A 21855-nucleotide genomic window follows, 5' to 3' on the forward strand; every position below is an offset into this window, starting at 1 on the left:
CCTTTTTTATCACCCCAGTGGGGTGGTTTGTCCGGTTATCTCGTCATATTGAAAGCCTACGCTGTTGTCGTTGCAATCACATAAATAGGTAGCAACATAGGATAGTGTATTGTCTGGCAGCCGTTTGTAAGTCCGCACGGTGTAGTAGTTCTTTCCTTCGATTTTAGTGATTCCGGGAGAAGCTATAAACTGGTAGGAATCCGCACTTTCTGTCAGCTTTAATTTTTCCTGCCCCTGGGAACGAACTGTGTTCTCTGCTATTTCAATGGAAGTTTCTGACTTAGGCTGCTTTTGTATATCGGAAATTACTTTTTTCTGCTCATTCCACTGGCTTTTGAAAAAATCGTTCCAGGATTCGCTGCCTTTGCCTGCTGTTACAGTCACACTGTCGCCTGCAGTTTCCAGCGTGATGGAAAGGTAGGTCTTAGAGTCAGTAGAAGGACCCGCCAGCCTATAACATTCCGCATTCTCGCTTTTAGTTTCACTTTCCGTGCTTTCTGCTGTTGCGTTTTCCTTAGTCACATCGATAAAACTTTTCTGGGTTTCCAGGTAATCCTTATAGGTTTTTAAATCTGCTGAAGCATTCTCCAGATGTACATATTTGTATGTGTCTTTTGCTTCATCTGAAGCGGCTGTGTCACCTTCGGAAGCTGCCTTGCCTTCTGCCTCTGTACCAGATTTTGCTGCATCGTCGGAATCCTTTTTTTCAGCGTCTGATTTTTTGGTTTCCTCTGAGCTTTCAGGAACAGGTGCTGGTTCTTCGTAGGTACGTTCACCTACAATTGTAGTGAAAGAGGAGATATCCTCATCTTTTGAAAAATAAAATTCCGGAGCCTTGGCCACCTTTTCTTTTACCGTATTCTTATTTTTCATGGATAATAAAATTATGGCTTGTGCGGAGCCGATAATAACAATGAACAGGGCCGCGACCAGAAGGACAACGACTCGTTTGTTTTTCGGCAATAAAGATTTTTTACCAGTTTTAGCAGGCTTTTCTTTCTTTACTCTTGCAGCTTTTGCTTTTTTAAGTTTTGTTTTTGGTTCTTTTTCTTTCGTTTTCTTTGTAGGCATAATGATCGTCCTTATGTAATATTTAATGCAAAAGATTAGATACAGTTACAAAATCCAACTAACCATATATCGGTCAATACTTGTTGAAACATAAGGATTGTCTTATATTTATCACACAATTATACAGTTAGAAGATTTTTGCAGTTCCCATTATAATCTTATCCACGAATTCTGCAACTTCTTCTTTGGGCTGCTGCATATCGGTATTGAGCCACTGTTTAAAAACTCCGGTAAGTCCGTAAGTTATGAATTCCAGAAAATAGTTTAAGGTTACATCCTTTGCGTTGGGGTATTGCTCTTTGATGATGGCAGTTCCATTTTTTAAAATAAGAGTATGGAAGCGATTAACAAAATCATTGGATGAACTATTTTCAAAAAGGATTTTACATATCTTTTTGTTTTCTTCAATATATTGTATGATGGGAATTGTTACTGGCATGAGAGAAGCCTTTTTAAAAGCCTCCCGATAGCCGTTTACCATGTTTTGAAAGTCTCTTAATACTTCCGTTTCCATTTCCAGCAGAAGACTGTAAGTATCTGCGTAATGGAGATAAAAGGTTCCGCGGTTTAAATCTGCCAGCTCGGTAATATCCTTTACGGATATATTTTTAAAATCCTTTCTCTCCATAAGCTCAAGAAGACTTTCTTTTAATAATCTTTGAGTTTTTCGTATGCGTCGATCCTGCTTTTGCATGTCCATACAATTCCTCCCCCTGCGCTTTGATGCGCCCTCTGGTTTTAATTGACAATATTCTAAATGGTGTTGAGTATTATGCTGGAAAATATTCAGTGATTATTAATAGATTTATCAAAATAGATTGATTATTGAATGTTATGTACACGAGTATTATAATATACACATGTTCAAAAGTCAATAAAGTATCCATTAGTAGATTAACGATTATAAATGGAGGGGGATATGGAAAAGAACAGAAGTTTTTTTGACAAATTTGTACATTTTGTTGTATTTAAAGGAAAATTGATTGAGAGCGTTTTTTTAGTAGGGACCATTATCTGTGCAGCGTGCTTTCCTTTCGTAAAAGTCAACTATGATTTAAGCAAGTATCTGCCGCAGTTTGCCCAGACAAAACAGGCTTTGGATGTGATGGAGGATGAGTTCGGATATCCTGGCATGGCCCGGATTATGGTAAAGAATGTAAGCCTTCAGGAAGCGAAACGGATCAGGAGTAAAATCTCAGATCTGGAGGGCGTGGATGTGGTAATAGGACCTGATCTTACAACAGATGTATATATGGGCGCCTCCTTTGCAAATGAGGGACTATCAGATATGACTTCACTTGATTCATTTTCCATGAATAACTATTACCGTGATGGAAATGCACTGATGGATGTGATTTTTAAAAAAGGAGACGACAATCCGCTCACCCGTTCCGGTATAGAGGATATATACCGAATTGTCGGAAAGGATCGGGGGTGTTTTGCCGGAAGTGCAATATCAAGTAAAGAGAGAGAAGAATCGATTACACATGAGATTACCATAGCTATTGGTATGGCGCTGGTTATTATCTGGCTGATACTGGCACTTACGACTACATCCTGGATGGAGCCATTTTTATTTATTTTGATTATGATAATTGCAATTATACTGAATATGGGATCTAATCTGATGTTTGGTACAATCTCATTTTTTACATTTTCAACAGCTGCTATTTTGCAGCTGGCAGTTTCTATGGATTATTCAATTTTTCTCTTACATACGTTTACTGCCATAAAAAAAACGGGAGTAGAAATACATAAAGCCATGGAAATGGCGGTAAAGGAATCCTGCAGTTCTATTTTGGCCAGCGGAGCAACTACGATTGTTGGATTTATTGTCATTGCGTTTATGCGTTTTACCATTGGCCGGGATGTGGGATTTGTTTTGACAAAGGGAATTCTCTGCAGTCTTGCAACCGTACTTTTCCTGATGCCAACCCTGATCCTGCATTTTGATCATATAATAGAAAAAACAGCTCATAGGCCCTTTGTACCTACCTTTGACCGGTTTGCAAAGCTGATGAATCAGTTAAGAAAACCTGTGTTTATTATAGCAATTCTACTGGCTGTTCCCTGTTACTTTGGCCAGAATATGAATGCCTTTTACTATGGCGATGATGCCATAGGGGCAGGGCCGGGAACAAGAGTCTATGAGGATACCAGAAAAATCAATGAGGTGTTTGGAAAATCCAATATGATAATCGGAATTGTGCCTAATGGTTCGGTGGTAACGGAAAGACAACTGACAGATGCACTGGAGGATCTGGATTTTGTAAATTACGCCATTTCCATGTCGGGTACAGTACCCAGAGGAATTCCGGAAAGCTTTCTGCCGGATAAGGTGAGCAAGCAGTTAAGAAGCAGCCGGTATGCCAGATTTTTAATATCCATGAATACGGTTCAGGAAAGCCAGTATGCCTTTGACTGCAGCCAGAAGCTTGAGAAGGTAATACGTGAATTTTATCCTGATCATGCTTATGTGATTGGTATGACACCGACTACCATTGATATCCGGGATATCCTCACAGATGATTATAATAAGGTATCTAATCTGTCGCTTGCGGGAGTTGCGCTTGTAGTGTTAGTAACCTTTCAGGCGATCCTGGTTCCCATTCTTGTCATTATCCCCATTGAGGTGGCAATCTACTTAAATATGACGTTGCCCTACGTTATGGGAGACAGCATGGTATATATTGGCTATATTATCGTCAGCTGCCTTCAGCTGGGTGCTACCATTGACTATTCCATATTGATGACCAACAATTATCTGGGTTTCAGAAAAACCATGAATAATACAGATTCAGCAATGGCGGCTATTTCTAAGAGCACCTTATCCATTCTCACATCAGGAGGCATTCTGACAGTGGTGGGTTATCTTCTGTATTTTACTTCCTCCATTCAGGCAATCTCCCAGGTAGGAAGGCTTGTAGGCAGAGGTGCTTTGCTTAGTATGATATTAGTATTATCTCTGTTACCGGCACTTCTTAGTTTGTTTGATAAACAGATACAAAAACAGCAGGAACGCTCCATAAGACGAAAAGAAAGGCGTCGCTTAAACTATACAAAAGTGAGAGGAACGTTAAAAGGAGGGGATGTAAATGAATAAGCATAAAAAAATATTATCCATAGGGCTGGCTGCTGTTTTTTCCACGCAGTCTGTGCTGATGCCGCTGGCATCCCAGGTTCAGCCTCCATACGATGAAACTCTTTATGTAACAATGGATCCCTATGGAGAAATAAAAGAAAGCAGTATTGTAAAGATTTATAATACAGATGGAAATGAGTCACTGGTGGATTATGGAAATTATGAAAAGGTAATTAATCTTACTGATCATTCTCAGCCAGTAATCGGAGAAGACGGATCCGTAACGTTTACTCCCGAAGCAGGAGAGAAGAGGTTTTATTTTGAGGGGCAGACAAAGACAGAAAAAAAAGAACTGCCCTGGGATATTACAGTCAGTTACAGGCTTAACGGAGTTGAGAAAAATGCAGAGGAACTTGCGGGTGAAAAAGGTCTGGTAGAAGTAAATGTGGATCTTAAGCCCAATGAAGGACTATCGGATTTTTACAAAAATAATATGACATTGATGGGCAGTGTTGTCGTAGATATGGATAAAAACTTAAGTCTGGAAGCAGAAGGCGCCCAGGTACAAACGGTTGGTAATTTAAGTACAGTTGTTTTCTTTGCCCTTCCAGGCGAAGACGGACATTATTCCATCCGCATCGGAACTGATGATTTTAAATTTTCCGGCGTTGTTTTTGCCATGGTCCCGCTGACAGTAAGTCAGCTTGACAAAGTTAAAGATCTTCGGGAAGCAAAGGAGACCATGGAAGATTCCGCCGATGCAATCAGTGACAGCCTGGATGTGGTGCTGAATACCATGGATCAGATGAAGAACAGTATTGACAATACATCGGATGGAATCAGAGGTCTTGATAAAACCAGACAGATTGTGGCGGATTCCAAAGGAACGGTTTATCAAAACGCCGATGATGCCCTTACTGCCCTGGATGGACTGTCTCAGACACTTCGGCCGTTTTACAATCACACAGAGAATGCCAAGACGGCGTTAAATGATTTAAGAAGCCAGACCAATCACCTGACTGAAATCCTTAGTGATCTCACTCCGGATTTAAACGATCTTCAGGAAGGCGTCAGGGATTTAAGAGATGAACTGAAGGAATTGCAGAAACTGGTGAATTCTCCGGAAACAGCTATGAAGACCCAGATGGTTTTAAAGCAGCTTGATAAAACACAAGACCATTTAAATACACTGACAAACCAACAGCAGACACTGGCGAAGGAACTGGAACAGCTGGCAGAGATACTCCCCCAGATGGTGTCTTTAAGCGGATCACTAAGCGCTTCGGCGCAGGCACTTGGAGATGAGGATCTGGAAGACTTACTTGAGGATATCAAAGCAGAAGATCTGGCAGACAGTGATGAGATTTCTTCTTATTTATTTAATGAAAAAGGCTATTCTGTCACAGAAATCAATGCATTAACCAATTATTTATCCTCTGCACTGGGAGCCGGGAATATTGCTTCCCCCAGTTCCGCAACAAATGCTGCAACAAAGACCGCCATACAGGCAGCAGCGCCACTGGCACAGCTTTTGCCCCAGCTGGCAGGAAGCGGGGCAGGACTCTCCGACGATATGTCAAAGTTTCTCGGATTGACAAAAGCACTTCTTGGTGACCTTTATACGGAAGGAAACCATATTAACGGGGCAACAGACGGAGTAATAAAAACCACGGATGCCGTTGGGAAACTTTGTGATACTGCAGATGATCTGATTGGAAATGCAGAGGAGCTCAATGGAATTTTAAACCGTCATCACGATGAGATGCTTAATACGCTGACGGATATGGGGAAAATGACAGACAGTGCATCAAGGAGTATTGATTCCATGAATGTATTCTTCCGTTCTCTGGAGAGTCAGTTAAAGACGGTGGGAAACTCGTTAAACGGCAGTACACAAAAGACGTTAAACGGGCTGGCTGATACCCTGGATATTGCGGGAAACGGACTTGATCAGACTGAAGTTCTGAGAAATGCAAAGGATACAATTAAAAATATGATCGATGATAAGTGGGATGAATATACCACTGAGGATACAACCCTGTTAAGTATTGATTTAGAAGCAAAACCGGTTTCCATGACGTCGGTAAAGAACCCATCACCAAAGAGCATTCAGATCATACTGAGAACAGGGGAAATTAAACAGGATGAAGAAGACAAGGATCGTAAAGTAGATGAAGATTTTCATCCCGATGGGAATGTGCTTCACCGCATAGGAAATATTTTTAAAAACATATTCGGATTTTTTACTTCTATATTTAAATAGAAGAAATCAGATAAAAATCATAGGTTTTTAAGAAATTCTACATTGTTATTTTTTGATTTCCTGCTTATAATAGTTTCAGGACATTTAAAAGGAGGAAGTTAACATGGCGATATTAGTGACCGGTGGTGCTGGATACATAGGAAGTCATACCTGCGTAGAACTGCTGAATGCCGGCTTAGAGGTAGTGGTAGTTGACAATCTGTGCAATTCCAGCAGGGAATCCATGAATCGTGTTATGGAAATAACAGGAAAAAAACTGAATTTTTATGAGGCCGATTTATTGGATCAGGAAGCGCTGGAACAGATTTTTAATAAAGAGACAATTGATGGCGTCATTCATTTTGCAGGGCTGAAGGCGGTTGGTGAATCAGTTTACAAGCCTCTTGAATATTATCATAATAACATTACAGGAACGTTAGTGCTCTGTGATGTTATGAGAAAGCACGGAGTGAAGAATATTGTGTTTAGTTCTTCCGCTACAGTTTATGGAGATCCTGAATTCGTGCCCATTACAGAAGAATGTCCCAAGGGAGAAATCACCAATCCTTATGGAAGAACCAAGGGCATGTTAGAACAGATCCTGACGGATTTAAATACTGCAGATCCAGAGTGGAATGTTATGTTATTACGTTACTTCAACCCCATTGGAGCTCATGAATCCGGCCGGATCGGAGAAGATCCAAAAGGCATTCCGAACAATCTTCTTCCTTATATTACTCAGGTAGCGGTAGGAAAACTGGAACGCCTGGGAGTGTTTGGAAAGGATTACGATACTCCGGATGGAACCTGTGTCCGAGACTACATTCATGTTGTTGACCTGGCATTAGGCCATGTGAAGGCATTAAAAGCCATGTCAAAGCAGTCAGGCGGAGTGCAGATTTATAATTTAGGAACAGGAATTGGATACAGTGTTCTTGATGTAATCGGCGCATTTGAAAAAGCAAATGATCTAAAGATTCCGTATACGATTATGGATCGAAGGGCAGGAGATATTCCCACCTGCTATGCAGACCCGGCCAAAGCAGAAAAGAAACTTGGCTGGAAAGCAGAGAGGGGAATTATTGAGATGTGCCGTGATTCCTGGAACTGGCAAAAGAATAATCCAGGGGGATTTGAAAAATAAATATAAATAGCGGGCTTAATCAGCAGATGGAGACGGGGAATTTCGCCGTCTTTTTCTGTTGCCTGTTTCCTGTATGAAGCAAGGAATTCAATTACCAGAAAAAACAGAACATATATTCGGGAAGTACTTGAAATAATTTAAAATATATGATAATATTCTTGGTAAGAACAAATGTTCGAGGTGGAGAGATGCTAATACAGGAATCATTAAGTGTTCAGGAAAAATTAGAGATATTGTCGGATGCAGCCAAGTATGATGTGGCATGTACTTCCAGCGGAGTAGACCGTAAAGGGAAGGCGGGTACCATCGGCAATGCCAGTAAAGCAGGTATCTGCCATAGCTTTTCAGCAGATGGCAGATGTATCTCTTTGCTTAAGATATTATTTACAAATCAGTGTATTTACGATTGCAAATACTGCATCAACAGATCTTCCAATGACGTGGTACGCACTGCGTTTACTCCGGAGGAGGTTTGCCAGCTTACCATACAGTTTTATCGACGCAATTATATTGAGGGGTTATTTTTAAGCTCTGGTGTACTGACCAGTGCAGATTATACCATGGATCTTATCTATCAGACGTTAAAAAAGCTGAGGGAGGAGTACCATTTTCATGGATATATTCATGTAAAGGCCATTCCCGGTGCAGATCCCCTTTTAATTGAAAAAACAGGATTTCTTGCAGATCGTATGAGCATTAATTTGGAACTTCCCACTGCAGAAGGGTTAAAAAAACTGGCTCCAGGTAAAAACCGTGACAAGATATTAAAACCCATGAAGCAGATCCAGAACGGGATTGTAACCAACCGCTTTGAGTTAATGGAATATAAAAAGACTCCTGCCTTTGTTCCGGCAGGCCAGAGTACCCAGATGATTGTGGGTGCCACACCGGAGAATGACTACCAGATGATGATGGTGGCAGAGGCATTGTACAAAAACTATGACTTAAAGAGGGTATTTTATTCTGCGTTTGTTCCAGTGAATCAGGACAGCAGTCTGCCTGCACTTCCAGGAGGACCGCCGCTTTTAAGAGAACACAGGCTGTATCAGGCTGACTGGCTGATGAGGTTTTACGGATTTCAGGCCCAAGAACTGCTGTCAGAAGACCGCCCTAATTTTAATGTCCTTCTGGATCCCAAGTGCGATTGGGCACTGCGGCATCTGGAACAGTTTCCGGTGGAAGTGAACCGGGCTGATTATTTTACCCTCCTGAGAGTTCCAGGTATGGGAGTGAAGTCTGTAAAGCGGATTATTGCGGCCAGACGAAGTGGGATTTTAGATTTTGAGGCACTAAAGAAGATGGGAGTTGTACTGAAAAGAGCACACTATTTTATCACCTGCTCCGGGAGGATGATGTACCCGGTAAAGATTGAAGAGGATTATATATCCAGACATCTGGTGGGAGAAGAAAGAAGAAGTGTCTGGGATATCAGCTCTGCCAATACGTACCGGCAGCTGTCTCTGTTTGACGATACCAGTCTGTCGACACAGGTAAATTCCGGAGGTATTGTGGTATGAAGACGATATATCTTTGTGACAGCAGTATAGAAGGGGTTTTAAGCGGTGTTTATGCTGCATGGGCCAGCGGGAAAGGCCATGACAATGGTAAGCTCCGGCTGAAAGATGATGGTGCAACCATGGAGTTGTTCTGCCAATATGAAGAAGTACCCGTTGATTCTCAAAAAGCGGATAAGGTGATTACGGCAATCCGGAATAAGATTTCTGAAGAAGCCTATGAAGTTGTTTACAAAGCAGCCCTGAGCAATGATATGGAGCGGGCAGATAAGATTTATCGTTTCCTGATCTGTGGCTTTCGTGCGGGAGCGGGCGTTGTAAGTATGCTTCAGAACCAGGCTGTTTATGACATTTTTCAAATGTGCTGTTTTGTGGATAATGAGACTCACCTTTTGACTGGATTTGTTCGCTTTACTGAGATGGAGGGGAATTTACTGGTAGGAAAAATTGGCCCTAAGAATGATGTAATTGTTCTTCTTGCACCCCATTTTGCAGATCGTTTGTCTGGTGAAAACTGGGTGCTATATGATGTTAATAGAAAAAAAGCAGTCCTTCACCCTGCATATCGTCATTGGTATCTGACTGATTTTTTGCCATCTGATTGGGAAGATAAGATTGTAAAAACATCGGTGGAGGATGAATACGAAGACCTTTTTAAACGTTTCAGAAAGAGTATTTCTATTAAGGAACGTACCAATCCTATATGCCAGCTGAATCATATGCCCCTTCGTTACAGACCATATATGCCAGAATTCTCTCAGGGATTAAGGGACGTCTGACGATATATGACAGTGATTTCTTTTTTTAATTCAAAAAAGCAGAAAAAGCCAGAAAACAGTTGTTTTTTTCTGCTTTTTAAGTTATTATAAATTTAATCCGATTCCGGATATTCCAAGTGCATTTCTGCATAAATTTCCATTTTTAATTTCCTTTATTGAAAGGAGCATTCTATTGTATAGTAAAGTTCATAGTATCGGTATTACCGGTGTAGAAGGCGTTCCCATACTTGTGGAAGCAGATGTGAGTGATGGGCTCCCTGGTTTTTCCATGGTTGGATATCTTTCTTCTCAGGTGAAAGAAGCTCAGGACCGTGTCAGAACTGCCCTCAAAAACTCTGGTTTTCGTATTCCTGCAAAAAAAATAACCATTAATTTATCCCCTGCAGATATCAGGAAAGAGGGGACGGCTTTTGATCTTCCTATTGCAATCGCCATTTTATCTGCTTCTGGTATGATCCAGTCTACAGATTTGTCCGACTGTGTGTTTTCAGGAGAACTGGGGCTTGATGGTACGGTAAAACCCGTTCCTGGAGCTCTTTCCATTGTAATTGCAGCAAAAAGAGAAGGAAAGAAAATCTGTTACCTGCCAAAAGAGAACAGAAGAGAGGGTGTTTTCATAAACGAAATACAGGTTATAGGGCTACATACTTTAAAAGACCTGACAGATCACTTAAATGGAGGGAAGAATTTCTCCCAACTTCCAGATGATCCTGTAGTATTAAAAACTGAAAAAGATATCTATGATGTCGATTTTTCAGACGTAGGTGGACAGCCGTTTTTAAGACGGGCGACTGAAGTTGCTGTAGCAGGTATGCATAATATCATGTATATTGGTCCCGCAGGTACAGGGAAAACCATGTTTGCCAAAAGAATCCCTACCATTATGCCGTCTCTTTCTTTTAGGGAAATCATGGAAATCTCAAAAATTTACAGCGTTTGCGGTTTGCTTTCCGGAGAAACTCCAATTATGAATTCCCGGCCGTTTCGAAGTCCCCATCATACCATAAGCCCTCAGGCATTTGCGGGAGGTGGGCGAATCCCAAGACCGGGAGAGATTACTCTCGCCTCTGGAGGTGTTTTATTTCTGGATGAATTGTCTGAGTTTCAAAAATCCACCATTGAGATTTTAAGACAGCCTCTGGAAGAAGGCGAAATTACCATATCAAGAAGTCATGGAGCTTATCTGTTTCCAGCTAAATTTCTATTGGCAGCCGCCATGAATCCGTGTCCATGTGGCTTTTACCCGGACAGGACAAAGTGCAGATGTTCGGAAAGCCAGGTAAATAAATATTTAGGAAGAATTTCAAAACCAATTCTGGACAGAATTGATATCTGTGCAGAATCCAGCCCGGTAAGTTATAAGGAGCTGAGGCAAGGGGAGAAAGGAGAATCCTCTGAAGCCATCAGGAATCGTATTGAACAGGCAAGGGTAATGCAGATGGAACGCTTCAGGGGGACCAATATACTTTTTAACAGTTTTATGAAGAAACCGGATCTGGAAAAATACTGCGGCCTTTTTGAGACGGAAGAATTATATTTAAAACAAATCTACGATTCTATGTCACTCAGTGCAAGAGGGTATGAAAAGGTTCTTAAAATAGCAAGAACCATTGCAGATCTGGAAGGTTCTGAAAATATTTCAAAAAAACATCTGGCAGAAGCTGCCGGCCTGAGAAGCCGGGAAGGAAAGTTTTGGGGAGGTATCTATGGATAATCTGGAAGAACGGGAATACTTATACTGGCTTTCCCATATTCCATTTCTAGGAGCTGTGAAAATAAAAAAACTGTATGACTACATGGGAAGCTATAAGAAGATATATAATATAGAAAGAAAAGAGCTGGAAAGCTGCGGGCTTTTAAAAGAAAGTGAGATTTTGTTTTTTGAAGAACGAAAGTCTTACATGGATTCTGTTCGCAGGCAGCTGGAGCAATTAGAAAAAAAGGGAATTCGTTTTATTGCACATTTTGATCCTGATTATCCCAAGCGGCTTCTGTCTATTTATGGATACCCTATGGGTCTATGTGTAAATGGACAGCTTCCTGAAGAAGAGAAACCTGCAGTAGCCATAATAGGAGCCAGAAACTGCACCAATTACGGGCGTCAGATGGCTCAGAGCCTGGCAAGAGAGTTATCAGCTGCTGGTATATCAATAATCAGCGGTCTGGCATATGGCATAGACGGAGCGGGACATGAAGGAGCACTGGAGGCAGGTCAGGAAACTTATGGAGTGCTGGGGTGCGGAATCAATGTTTGTTATCCCAAAGAAAATTATGGATTATTCAGCCAGATGATAAAATGCGGAGGCATTTTAACGGAATTCATGCCGGATGAAGCTCCGAAGCCTCAGAATTTCCCCATGAGAAACCGGATTATAAGCGGACTTTCTGATACAATTCTTGTAATTGAGGCAAGAGAAAAAAGTGGTTCTCTTATTACGGCGAATCTGGGGCTGGAGCAGGGAAAAGAGATTTTTGCCCTTCCTGGAAGAGTAACGGATCCCTTAAGCGCAGGTTGTAACCGCCTTATTTCTGAAGGCGCAGGGGTTTTACTCTCTCCGGAGACAGTGTTGGAATATTTTAAGTTACAGAACGGTAAAATATTAAGAGTTCATGAAAAAAATAAGAACGGGCTTGCCAAAAAAGAAAAAATGGTGTATAGTTGCCTAGATTTGCAACCGAAGAATCTGGAAGAGATTGTGAGCTGCAGTGGATTGTCTGTCAGCGAGTGCATGAGTGTCCTCCTGGAACTGGAATTAAAGGGCAGCATTATACAGACATCCCATCAATATTATGGTAAGAAACAATAGGCGAGGAGTTTGGTATGGCGAACTGTTTAGTAATTGTGGAGTCACCCGCAAAAGTAAAAACTATAAAAAAGTTCCTTGGAGCAAACTATGAAGTAGATGCTTCCAATGGACATGTAAGGGATCTTCCTAAGAGTCAGATGGGAATCGATGTGGAACATGATTTTGATCCAAAATATATAACGATCAGGGGAAAAGGGGATATTCTTGCTAAACTGAGAAAAGAAGTGAAGAAAGCGGATAAGATTTATCTGGCAACTGACCCTGACCGTGAAGGAGAAGCGATTTCCTGGCATCTGATGAAAGCATTAAAATTAGATGAACTGAAAGAAAAACAGGTATACCGCATCAGCTTCAATGAGATTACCAAGAATGCAGTGAAAACTTCATTAAAAACCCCAAGAGATATTGATATGGATCTTGTGGATGCCCAGCAGGCAAGAAGAGTTCTTGACCGAATGGTTGGATATATGATCAGTCCTCTTCTATGGGCAAAGGTTAAACGGGGGTTAAGTGCCGGTCGTGTACAATCCGTTGCTCTGCGCCTTATCTGTGACCGGGAAGAAGACATCAACGCTTTTATACCGGAAGAGTACTGGAATCTGGATGCAGTCTTAAAGCAGGAAGGAAGCAAAAAGACTTTAACAGCCAAGTTTCACGGAGACAAGAATGGCAGAATAGCCATTCATAATAAGGAAGAGTTAGATGAGATACTGAAAGGTCTAAAGAAGAAAGAGTACCAGGTGGAAGAAGTTAAGAATGGGGAACGGGTTAAAAAAGCCCCCATTCCATTTACTACCAGTACACTTCAGCAGGAAGCCTCCAAGGTTCTTAATTTCTCGACTCAGAAAACCATGCGATTAGCTCAGCAGTTATATGAAGGAGTGGAGGTCGCAGGCCACGGAACAGTGGGTTTGATCACCTATTTGCGTACAGATTCTACCAGAATCGCAGAAGAGGCTGATGTTGCTGCAAGAGAGTTCATTGAAAAGCAGTACGGCAGCCGTTATCTGGCAAATGGAGAGCAGAACAAAAAAAGCAATGTTAAGATACAGGATGCCCACGAGGCGATTCGTCCCACTGATATTGCACTGACACCGGTAATTGTAAAAGAATCACTCCAGAGAGATCTATTCCGTCTTTATCAGCTCATCTGGAAGAGATTTGCAGCCAGCAGAATGCAGCCGGCTGTGTATGAAACAACTTCTGTGAAGGTGAAAGCGGGAAACTATTTTTTCACCCTTTCTGCTTCAAAACTTCAGTTTGATGGTTTTATGTCAGTCTATGTACAGGAAGAAGAGAAGGAAGAAAATAATGTTCTTCTTGGCAATCTGGAAAAAGGCAGTATACTTAAGTTGGAGAAGCTGGAAAACAGTCAGCATTTTACCCAGCCCCCGGCTCATTTTACGGAGGCATCTCTGGTAAAGGCAATGGAAGAACAGGGAATTGGTCGTCCAAGTACTTATGCTCCTACGATTACAACGATTATAGCCAGACGGTATGTGGCGAAAGAAAATAAAAACCTTTACGTGACAGAACTGGGAGAAGTAGTCAACAGCATGATGAAACAAAGCTTCCCCAGTATTGTAGACATCACATTTACTGCAAATCTGGAGTATCTTCTTGATAAAGTTGGAGATGGAACGGTACAGTGGAAAACAGTTGTGAAAAACTTCTATCCTGACTTAAAGGAAGCGGTTGATAAGGCACTGGTAGAACTGGAATCTGTTACCATAGCAGATGAAGTAACAGATGAGATTTGTGAACTGTGCGGCCGTAATATGGTTATAAAATACGGACCTCACGGTAAATTCCTTGCATGCCCCGGTTTTCCAGAATGTAAGAATACGAAACCTTATCTGGAAAAAACAGGAGTTCCCTGCCCGAAGTGCGGTAAGGATGTAGTGATCAAAAAGACAAAAAAGGGCAGAATTTATTATGGATGCGAGGCAAATCCTGAATGTGATTTTATGTCATGGCAAAAGCCTTCCACCCAGAAATGTCCAAAATGCGGTTCATATATGGTTGAAAAGGGCAACAAGTTACTGTGCTCTAATGAGCAGTGTGGATACAGTACAGATAAGTAGGAAAAAAGAATAATTATTAAGAAAATCGAAAATCTTCAAAAAACTATTGTTATTTGAAAATAATAGTGATAATATTTAATTATTAAAAGCGTTTTTCGAATTTTAACATCAATTATAAAGGAGGTTTTCGGCAATGAGCGTACAGTTGTTGGACAAAACTAGAAAAATTAACAAATTATTGCATAACAATAATTCGCATAAGGTCGTATTTAACGATATCTGTGAAGTGCTTACCGAGATCCTGAATTCCAATATTCTTGTTATAAGCAAGAAGGGCAAGGTGCTTGGCGTAGGTCTTACGCCTGACATTGATGAGATTCAGGAACTGATTGCAGATCAGGTAGGTGGTTATGTTGATACTATGCTGAATGAACGACTGCTCAGTATTCTTTCCACAAAAGAAAATGTAAACTTGGAAACGCTTGGTTTTACCGGTGATAACATCAGAAAATATCAGGCCATTATTACACCGATTGATATAGCAGGGGAGAGACTTGGAACTCTGTTTATTTACAAATCGGATTCACAATATGACATTGACGATATTATTTTAAGTGAGTATGGAACCACCGTTGTGGGACTTGAGATGATGCGATCAGTAAATGAAGAGAATGCAGAAGAAACAAGAAAGGTTCAGATCGTAAAATCAGCGATCAGCACCTTATCATTCTCTGAATTGGAAGCAATCACACATATTTTCGAAGAACTGGATGGCAATGAAGGCATTCTTGTTGCAAGTAAAATTGCAGACCGTGTTGGAATTACCCGCTCAGTGATTGTCAATGCACTGCGTAAGTTTGAAAGTGCCGGCGTCATTGAATCAAGATCCTCCGGTATGAAAGGAACCTATATAAAGGTTTTAAATGATGTGGTGTTTGATGAGCTGAAATCGATCAAGGCAGGCAATACAAAAATCATTGCAGAGCGTCGTGAATTAAAGGATTTATAGTGTATAGATAAGGGTGAAAAAGGTAATCATTCATGATTACCTTTTTTTGCGGATACAAGACAGAAATCTTCTGATTTGGACATAAAATATAAAAAATTACTTGCATCACTAAAAATATTGTGCTATACTAGCAAGGCTTACAAAAAACACGTCTGCGGATTCCAGAGGAAGGTGCCATACTATGGTCTCCCCGGAAGCAAGAGAAACGGACGGAAGTAAAACCAATGGAGGTAATAACATGAGCGTTATTTCAATGAAGCAGCTTTTAGAGGCTGGCGTGCACTTCGGTCATCAGACCAGAAGATGGAACCCTAAGATGGCTCCTTATATTTACACAGAGAGAAATGGTATCTACATCATCGACTTACAGAAATCTGTGGTTAAAGTAGACGAAGCTTACAAGGCAGTATCTGATATTGCAGCAGAAGGCGGAAAGATTCTTTTTGTTGGAACAAAAAAACAGGCTCAGGATGCGATTAAGTCTGAAGCAGAGCGTTGCGGTATGTATTTCGTAAACGAGAGATGGCTTGGCGGTATGCTGACTAACTTCAAGACAATTCAGTCCAGAGTTGCAAGATTAAAACAGATCGAGACTATGTCCCAGGATGGTACATTTGAAGTTCTTCCTAAGAAAGAAGTAATTGCTCTTAAGAAGGAATGGGAGAAATTAGAGAAAAACTTAGGCGGAATTAAAGATATGAAGAAAGTTCCGGATGCGATTTTTGTCGTAGATCCTAAGAAGGAAAGAATCTGCGTTCAGGAAGCTCACACACTGGGCATTCCGTTAATCGGCATTGCTGATACAAACTGTGATCCTGAAGAACTTGATTTCGTAATCCCAGGTAATGATGATGCGATTAGAGCTGTCAAGTTAATTGTATCCAAGATGGCAGACGCAGTAATCGAAGCAAACCAGGGCGAGGCAGTAGCTGAGGAAGCAGAAGCAGCTCAGGAGTTAGAAGAGACTGTAGAAGCTTAAGATTCAGACGGATGTATGCTTCGGTCTGCTGTATGGCGGGTCGAAGCATATTTTTATGAACAGACCTTTTTGTAATATCAATTACGTTTAATCGATGATGGAGGGAAAACGAATGGCAGCAGTTACAGCTGGAATGGTAAAAGAATTAAGAGAGTTAACCGGTGCAGGAATGATGGACTGCAAGAAAGCACTTGCAGAGACTGATGGTGATATGGACAAGGCAGTTGAGTTCTTAAGAGAAAAGGGACTTGCAGCTGCATCTAAAAAGGCAGGAAGAATTGCTGCAGAGGGTGTTGTTACAACTGTAGTAAGTGAAGATGGAAAATCCGGAGCAATCGTTGAAGTTAACAGTGAAACAGATTTCGTTGCTAAGAATGCTCAGTTCCAGGGATATGTTGCTGATGTAGTAGCTCAGGTTCTTGCTTCTGATGCAAAAGATATGGATGCATTCATGGCTGAGTCATGGAACAGTGACAGCTCTTTAACAGTAGCACAGGCATTATCCGCTCAGATTTCTGTTATTGGCGAGAATATGAATATCAGAAGATTTGAAAAAATCACAACAGATGGTGTAGTTGTTGATTATATTCATGGCGGCGGAAGAATTGGTGTTTTAATTGAAGCCGGTGCAGAAGTAGTGAACGATGCCGTTAAAGAAGCTTTAAAGAATGTAGCAATGCAGATTGCTGCTTTAAATCCAAAGTATGTTAAGAGAGATGAAATCTCTCAGGAATTTATCGATCATGAGACTGAGATTTTAAAAGTTCAGGCTAAGAACGAAAATCCTGACAAGCCTGATTCAATTCTTGACAAGATGATTGTTGGTCGTTTGAATAAGGAATTAAAAGAGTTCTGTCTGGTTGACCAGGCTTATGTAAAAGACGGTGACTTAACTGTTGGAAAGTATTTAGAGCAGGTTTCTAAAGAAGTCGGCGGAAAAGTTGAAGTTAGAAAGTTTGTTCGTTTCGAGACAGGCGAAGGCCTTGAGAAAAAAGAAGAGAACTTTGCAGAAGAAGTTGCAAAACAGATGCAGTAATCTTGTAACAGGATTCTGGGGGGAATCCCATGGGTATCCATGGGATTTTTCTATTCAAACAGTGTCCGTTTCCGATTGACATATGTTTCCAGTCGGACGGACATCAACACAAAAGGAGTTGATGAGAATGGCGAAATATATTATAAAACGTATTGCTATGGCAATTATTACGATATTTGCTGTTGCTACCGTAACATTCTTTGTCATGAACATGGTTCCAGGTGGACCATTTATGGCAGAAAAGGCAATCAGCCCACAGGCCCAGGCGGCATTAAATGAAAAATATGGACTGGATAAGCCATTAAGTGTACAGTATGCAACCTATATGAAGGATATTCTGCATGGTAATCTGGGGTTAAGTGTAAAACAGCGCGGACGTACTGTTAATATGATTATTGGAACTAAATTCCCGGTTTCTGCAAGAATTGGCGGAATGGCTATTTTGGCAGCAGTTATGATTGGTGTTCCCCTTGGAAGTATTGCGGCATTTAAGAGAGGTACTCTGGTCGATAATATTATTATTGTTTTCAGTACCTGCGGAATTGCGGTACCAAGCTTTGTGGTCTGTACCATACTCATGTATATTCTCAGTTTAAAGCTGGGGCTATTACCTACGTATGGACTTGGATCCTGGAAGAATTATATCATGCCGGTTATGGCACTGGCTCTTTATCCATCATCCTATATTTCAAGATTAATGCGTTCATCCATGTTGGATGTTATGGGACAGGATTATATGAGAACAGCCCGTGCAAAAGGTCTTTCCCAGTTGGTAAGTATTTTCAAGCATGCACTTCGTAATGCCATTCTTCCAGTGGTTACATATTTAGGACCGCTGCTGGCTTACACTGTAACAGGAAGCTTCATTGTTGAAAAGATATTTACAATTCCAGGGCTTGGATCTGAATTTATTGGTTCCATTACAGGACGTGATTATCCTCTTATCATGGGGACAACAATTTTCCTTGCGACTTTAATGGTTATCATGAATGTACTGGTGGATGTTGCTTATAAATTTATTGATCCGCGAATTAATCTGAAGTAAAGGAAGGAGAAAGAAGATGCCAAAGAATAAATTATCAGTGCAGCTTAATGTGGAAGACTTTCTCCCGGCTAGTGATGCGGAAAGAGAAAGCCTGACAGTCATGCGTAAAAGCGTTGGATTCTGGAAAGATGGAATCAGACGTCTTAAGAAGAATAAGATTTCAATGATCAGCCTTGTTGTAATCTTGCTTGTATTTATTTTATCATTTATTGTACCTCAGCTTTATCCATATAGCTATGAGCAGCAGATCAGAGGAAGTGAAAATCTTGCTCCCATGCAGTATTCCCAGAAAGAAATTACTGCCATGGACTCAGGGGAGAGTGTATTTCCACACATTTTGGGAACCGATAACCTGGGCCGCGATTATGCAATCCGTGTTATGATGGGAAGCCGTGTTTCTCTGACTGTCGGTCTGGTAGCTTCTGCTATTATTTTGCTCATTGGTTCTCTTTATGGATCGATTGCAGGTTTCTTCGGAGGCTGGGTAGATATGATCATGATGAGAATTGTGGATATGATTTATACGGTTCCGGATATTCTGATCATTGTACTTTTATCTGTAGCCTTTGATCAACCTCTAAAAGCGCTGGCTCAAAGGCCTGGATTCCAATGGATTCAGCTTATTGGTGTTAACTTAATCAGTATTTTCGTTGTATTTGCACTGCTTTACTGGGTTGGTATGGCCCGTATTGTGCGAAGCCAGATATTGATTTTAAAAGAGCAGGAATATGTAACGGCTGCACGAGCTTTGGGAGCTTCCAGCGGACATATTATTAAAAAACATCTGCTTACCAACTGTATTGGTACATTAATTGTAACAACAACGCTTCAGATTCCTTCTTCTATCTTTACCGAGAGCTTTTTAAGCTTCCTTGGATTAGGTGTTGCTGCACCCATGCCTTCACTGGGAAGCCTTGCAAGTGCTGCATTAAATGGTCTGCAAAGCTATCCACACCGTTTGTTTGCACCGGCACTGATGATTTCAGTTATTATTTTAAGTTTCAACCTGTTGGGCGACGGTCTTCGGGATGCATTTGATCCGAAGCTGAAAGATTAAGGGAGGAGAGATTCCATGAGTGAATATTTAGTTAATATTGAGAATGAACGTCTTTCTTTCTTTACTCCGGCTGGAGAAGTCAAGGCGCTTAATGATGTATCACTTCATCTTCGTGAAGGTGAGGTTTTAGGAATTGTAGGAGAGTCTGGTTCCGGTAAGTCTGTAACTGCTTACAGTCTTATGGGTCTTACGGCTTATCCAGGTCGTCTTATCGGCGGTTCCCTTCAGTTTAACGGACATCAGATCGAGAAGATGACGGAAAAGGAAATGAGAAAGATAAGGGGTAATGAAATTTCAATTATTTTTCAGGACCCAATGACCAGCTTAAATCCGGTTTATACCATTGGAAACCAGATTACAGAAGTGGTAATGCTTCATACGAATAAAAACAAACAGCAGGCTACTGAAAGGGCAAGAGAACTTCTAACTCTGGTAGGTATCAATGAGCCGCAGAAACGTTTAAACCAGTATCCTCATGAGTTGTCCGGCGGTATGCGTCAGCGTGTTATGATCGCAATTGCTTTGGCTTGTGAACCAAAACTTCTGATTGCGGATGAACCGACTACTGCATTAGACGTTACAATTCAGGCACAGATTCTGGAACTGATGATGGAATTAAAAGAAAAACTTGGTATGGCAATTATCATGATTACCCATGACCTTGGTGTTGTTGCCAATATGTGCGACCGTATTGCTGTTATGTACGCTGGTAAAGTGGTAGAGTACGGCAATACAGATGATATATTCTATAACCCAAGTCATGAATATACCAAGGGTCTTATCCGCAGTATTCCAAAACTTACGGAGAAAGAGCATAATAAGCTGATTCCTATTGAAGGAAGCCCGGTGGATATGCTGAATCCGCCTGCAGGATGCCCCTTTGCACCAAGATGCAGAGCCTGCATGAAGATTTGTCTGCGTGAAATGCCAGAATATACGGATATAACCGATATACATTACAGTGCATGCTGGCTGCTTCAGAAAGAAGAGTTTGAGAAACAGCAAAGACAGAAGGGAGATGCATGATGGATAACAAATATCTTGTAGAGGTACAGAATTTACAGCAGTATTTCCCTGTTGCCGGTGGTAAATTGTTTGAAAAGAAAGTTGTAAAAGCAGTTGATAATGTTTCCTTTGGAATCAAAAGAGGGGAAACCCTCGGACTGGTTGGAGAATCTGGCTGTGGAAAGACGACTACAGGCCGCACACTGCTCAGACTTTATGAGCCCACTTCCGGAAAGATCTTTTTTGACGGACAGGATATTACTAAGGTAAACATGCTTCCTTATCGTCAAAAGATGCAGATTGTATTTCAGGATCCATATGCAAGCCTTGATCCCCGTATGACGGTTGGAGATATTATTGGTGAGGCAATTGACATTCATCATCTGGCTGCCAGCAAAAAAGACCGTCAGGATCAGATTATCTCTGTTTTATCAACGGTAGGACTTAACTCAGAGCATGCGAACCGCTATCCTCATGAATTTTCCGGCGGACAGCGTCAGCGTGTAGGTATTGCCAGAGCTCTTGCAGTAAATCCTCAGTTTATTGTATGTGACGAGCCGGTATCTGCTTTGGATGTTTCCATTCAGGCACAGGTTGTTAATATGTTTGAAAAGCTACAGGAAGAAATGGGGCTTACTTACCTGTTTATTGCTCATGATCTTTCTATTGTAAAACACATTTCCAACCGGATCGGTGTTATGTACTTAGGTAAGATGGTAGAGCTTGCTGACAGCTATGAACTGACATTCCATAGTGTCCATCCATACACCAAGAGTCTGATCTCAGCAATTCCAATCGCGGATCCGGAGACCAGCCGTAAATCCAAGAGAATTGTTCTTGAGGGAGATGTTCCTAGTCCTGTAAATCCTCCATCAGGCTGTCGCTTCCGCACCAGATGTCCTTACGCGGACGAACTTTGTGCAGCGCAGGAACCAGAATGGAAAGAAGTTTCAACCGGACATTATGCTGCTTGCCATCATTTGGATAAAGTTAATTAAAATCAGATTGAACTTTTAACGCATTTATGTTATGCTAAGAAAATGAATTGGCGCAGTAGCCGA

General features: G+C 41.2%; 17 protein-coding genes. 15 read left to right on the forward strand and 2 right to left on the reverse strand.

The features are described 5' to 3' along the window. Positions 1-9 precede the first annotated feature (9 nt). Both BXY41_RS06750 and BXY41_RS06755 read right to left on the reverse strand, forming a co-directional pair. The gene (locus BXY41_RS06750; protein WP_104436061.1) at positions 10-1071 is read right to left on the reverse strand and encodes a PspC-like choline-binding domain-containing protein; all 1062 of its coding nucleotides are present in this window, start codon (positions 1069-1071) and stop codon (positions 10-12) included. 127 nt (positions 1072-1198) lie between these two features. After that, a complete protein-coding gene (locus tag BXY41_RS06755) occupies positions 1199-1771 on the reverse strand; it encodes a TetR/AcrR family transcriptional regulator (protein WP_104436062.1) in 573 nt (190 codons plus the stop codon). A 219-nt stretch (positions 1772-1990) separates the two neighbouring features. On the opposite strand from BXY41_RS06755, the gene BXY41_RS06760 reads away from it, so the two are divergent. The 15 genes from BXY41_RS06760 to BXY41_RS06830 all read left to right on the forward strand — a co-directional run bounded on the left by BXY41_RS06760 (position 1991) and on the right by BXY41_RS06830 (position 21792). After that, positions 1991-4174 carry an efflux RND transporter permease subunit gene (locus BXY41_RS06760; protein ID WP_104436063.1) on the forward strand — a complete coding sequence of 728 codons (2184 nt, stop codon included), beginning with the start codon at positions 1991-1993 and terminating at the stop codon, positions 4172-4174. Beyond that, positions 4167-6416 carry a hypothetical protein gene (locus BXY41_RS06765; protein ID WP_104436064.1) on the forward strand — a complete coding sequence of 750 codons (2250 nt, stop codon included), beginning with the start codon at positions 4167-4169 and terminating at the stop codon, positions 6414-6416. The genes BXY41_RS06760 and BXY41_RS06765 overlap by 8 nt, the downstream gene beginning before the upstream one ends. 103 nt (positions 6417-6519) lie before the next feature. Then, positions 6520-7539: a UDP-glucose 4-epimerase GalE gene (galE, locus tag BXY41_RS06770; RefSeq protein WP_104436065.1), complete on the forward strand. Its 1020-nt coding sequence runs from the start codon at positions 6520-6522 to the stop codon at positions 7537-7539. 188 nt (positions 7540-7727) lie between these two features. Next, complete coding sequence (locus BXY41_RS06775) at positions 7728-9056, forward strand: putative DNA modification/repair radical SAM protein (protein ID WP_104436066.1); 1329 nt, start codon at positions 7728-7730, stop codon at positions 9054-9056. Beyond that, positions 9053-9832, forward strand: a complete 780-nt coding sequence (locus BXY41_RS06780) for a TIGR03915 family putative DNA repair protein (protein WP_104436067.1) — start codon at positions 9053-9055, stop codon at positions 9830-9832. The genes BXY41_RS06775 and BXY41_RS06780 overlap by 4 nt, the downstream gene beginning before the upstream one ends. Before the next feature lie 172 nt (positions 9833-10004). Then, the gene (locus BXY41_RS06785; protein ID WP_104436068.1) at positions 10005-11546 is read left to right on the forward strand and encodes a YifB family Mg chelatase-like AAA ATPase; all 1542 of its coding nucleotides are present in this window, start codon (positions 10005-10007) and stop codon (positions 11544-11546) included. After that, positions 11539-12639: a DNA-processing protein DprA gene (dprA, locus tag BXY41_RS06790; RefSeq protein WP_185140346.1), complete on the forward strand. Its 1101-nt coding sequence runs from the start codon at positions 11539-11541 to the stop codon at positions 12637-12639. The genes BXY41_RS06785 and dprA overlap by 8 nt, the downstream gene beginning before the upstream one ends. A 14-nt stretch (positions 12640-12653) precedes the next feature. Then, positions 12654-14723, forward strand: a complete 2070-nt coding sequence (gene topA, locus BXY41_RS06795; protein ID WP_104436069.1) for a type I DNA topoisomerase — start codon at positions 12654-12656, stop codon at positions 14721-14723. 133 nt (positions 14724-14856) lie between these two features. Further along, complete coding sequence (gene codY / locus BXY41_RS06800) at positions 14857-15672, forward strand: GTP-sensing pleiotropic transcriptional regulator CodY (RefSeq protein ID WP_104436070.1); 816 nt, start codon at positions 14857-14859, stop codon at positions 15670-15672. A gap of 238 nt (positions 15673-15910) precedes the next feature. Then, positions 15911-16651 carry a 30S ribosomal protein S2 gene (gene rpsB, locus BXY41_RS06805; protein WP_097006003.1) on the forward strand — a complete coding sequence of 247 codons (741 nt, stop codon included), beginning with the start codon at positions 15911-15913 and terminating at the stop codon, positions 16649-16651. 112 nt (positions 16652-16763) lie between these two features. Further along, on the forward strand, positions 16764-17687 hold the full coding sequence (gene tsf, locus BXY41_RS06810) for a translation elongation factor Ts (protein ID WP_104436071.1): 924 nt from the start codon (positions 16764-16766) through the stop codon (positions 17685-17687). A 127-nt stretch (positions 17688-17814) separates the two neighbouring features. Beyond that, positions 17815-18732, forward strand: coding sequence for an ABC transporter permease (locus BXY41_RS06815; protein WP_104436072.1), 918 nt, complete (start codon positions 17815-17817; stop codon positions 18730-18732). Between the two features lie 16 nt (positions 18733-18748). Next, positions 18749-19789 (forward strand): ABC transporter permease, encoded by a 1041-nt coding sequence (locus BXY41_RS06820; RefSeq protein WP_104436073.1) that lies wholly within the window; start codon positions 18749-18751, stop codon positions 19787-19789. Between the two features lie 15 nt (positions 19790-19804). Then, positions 19805-20815 (forward strand): ABC transporter ATP-binding protein, encoded by a 1011-nt coding sequence (locus BXY41_RS06825; RefSeq protein ID WP_104436074.1) that lies wholly within the window; start codon positions 19805-19807, stop codon positions 20813-20815. Continuing rightward, positions 20815-21792 carry an ABC transporter ATP-binding protein gene (locus tag BXY41_RS06830; protein WP_242980109.1) on the forward strand — a complete coding sequence of 326 codons (978 nt, stop codon included), beginning with the start codon at positions 20815-20817 and terminating at the stop codon, positions 21790-21792. The genes BXY41_RS06825 and BXY41_RS06830 overlap by 1 nt, the downstream gene beginning before the upstream one ends. Positions 21793-21855 lie beyond the last annotated feature (63 nt).

This window comes from Lacrimispora xylanisolvens (assembly GCF_002934545.1).
Taxonomy (GTDB): domain Bacteria; phylum Bacillota; class Clostridia; order Lachnospirales; family Lachnospiraceae; genus Lacrimispora; species Lacrimispora xylanisolvens.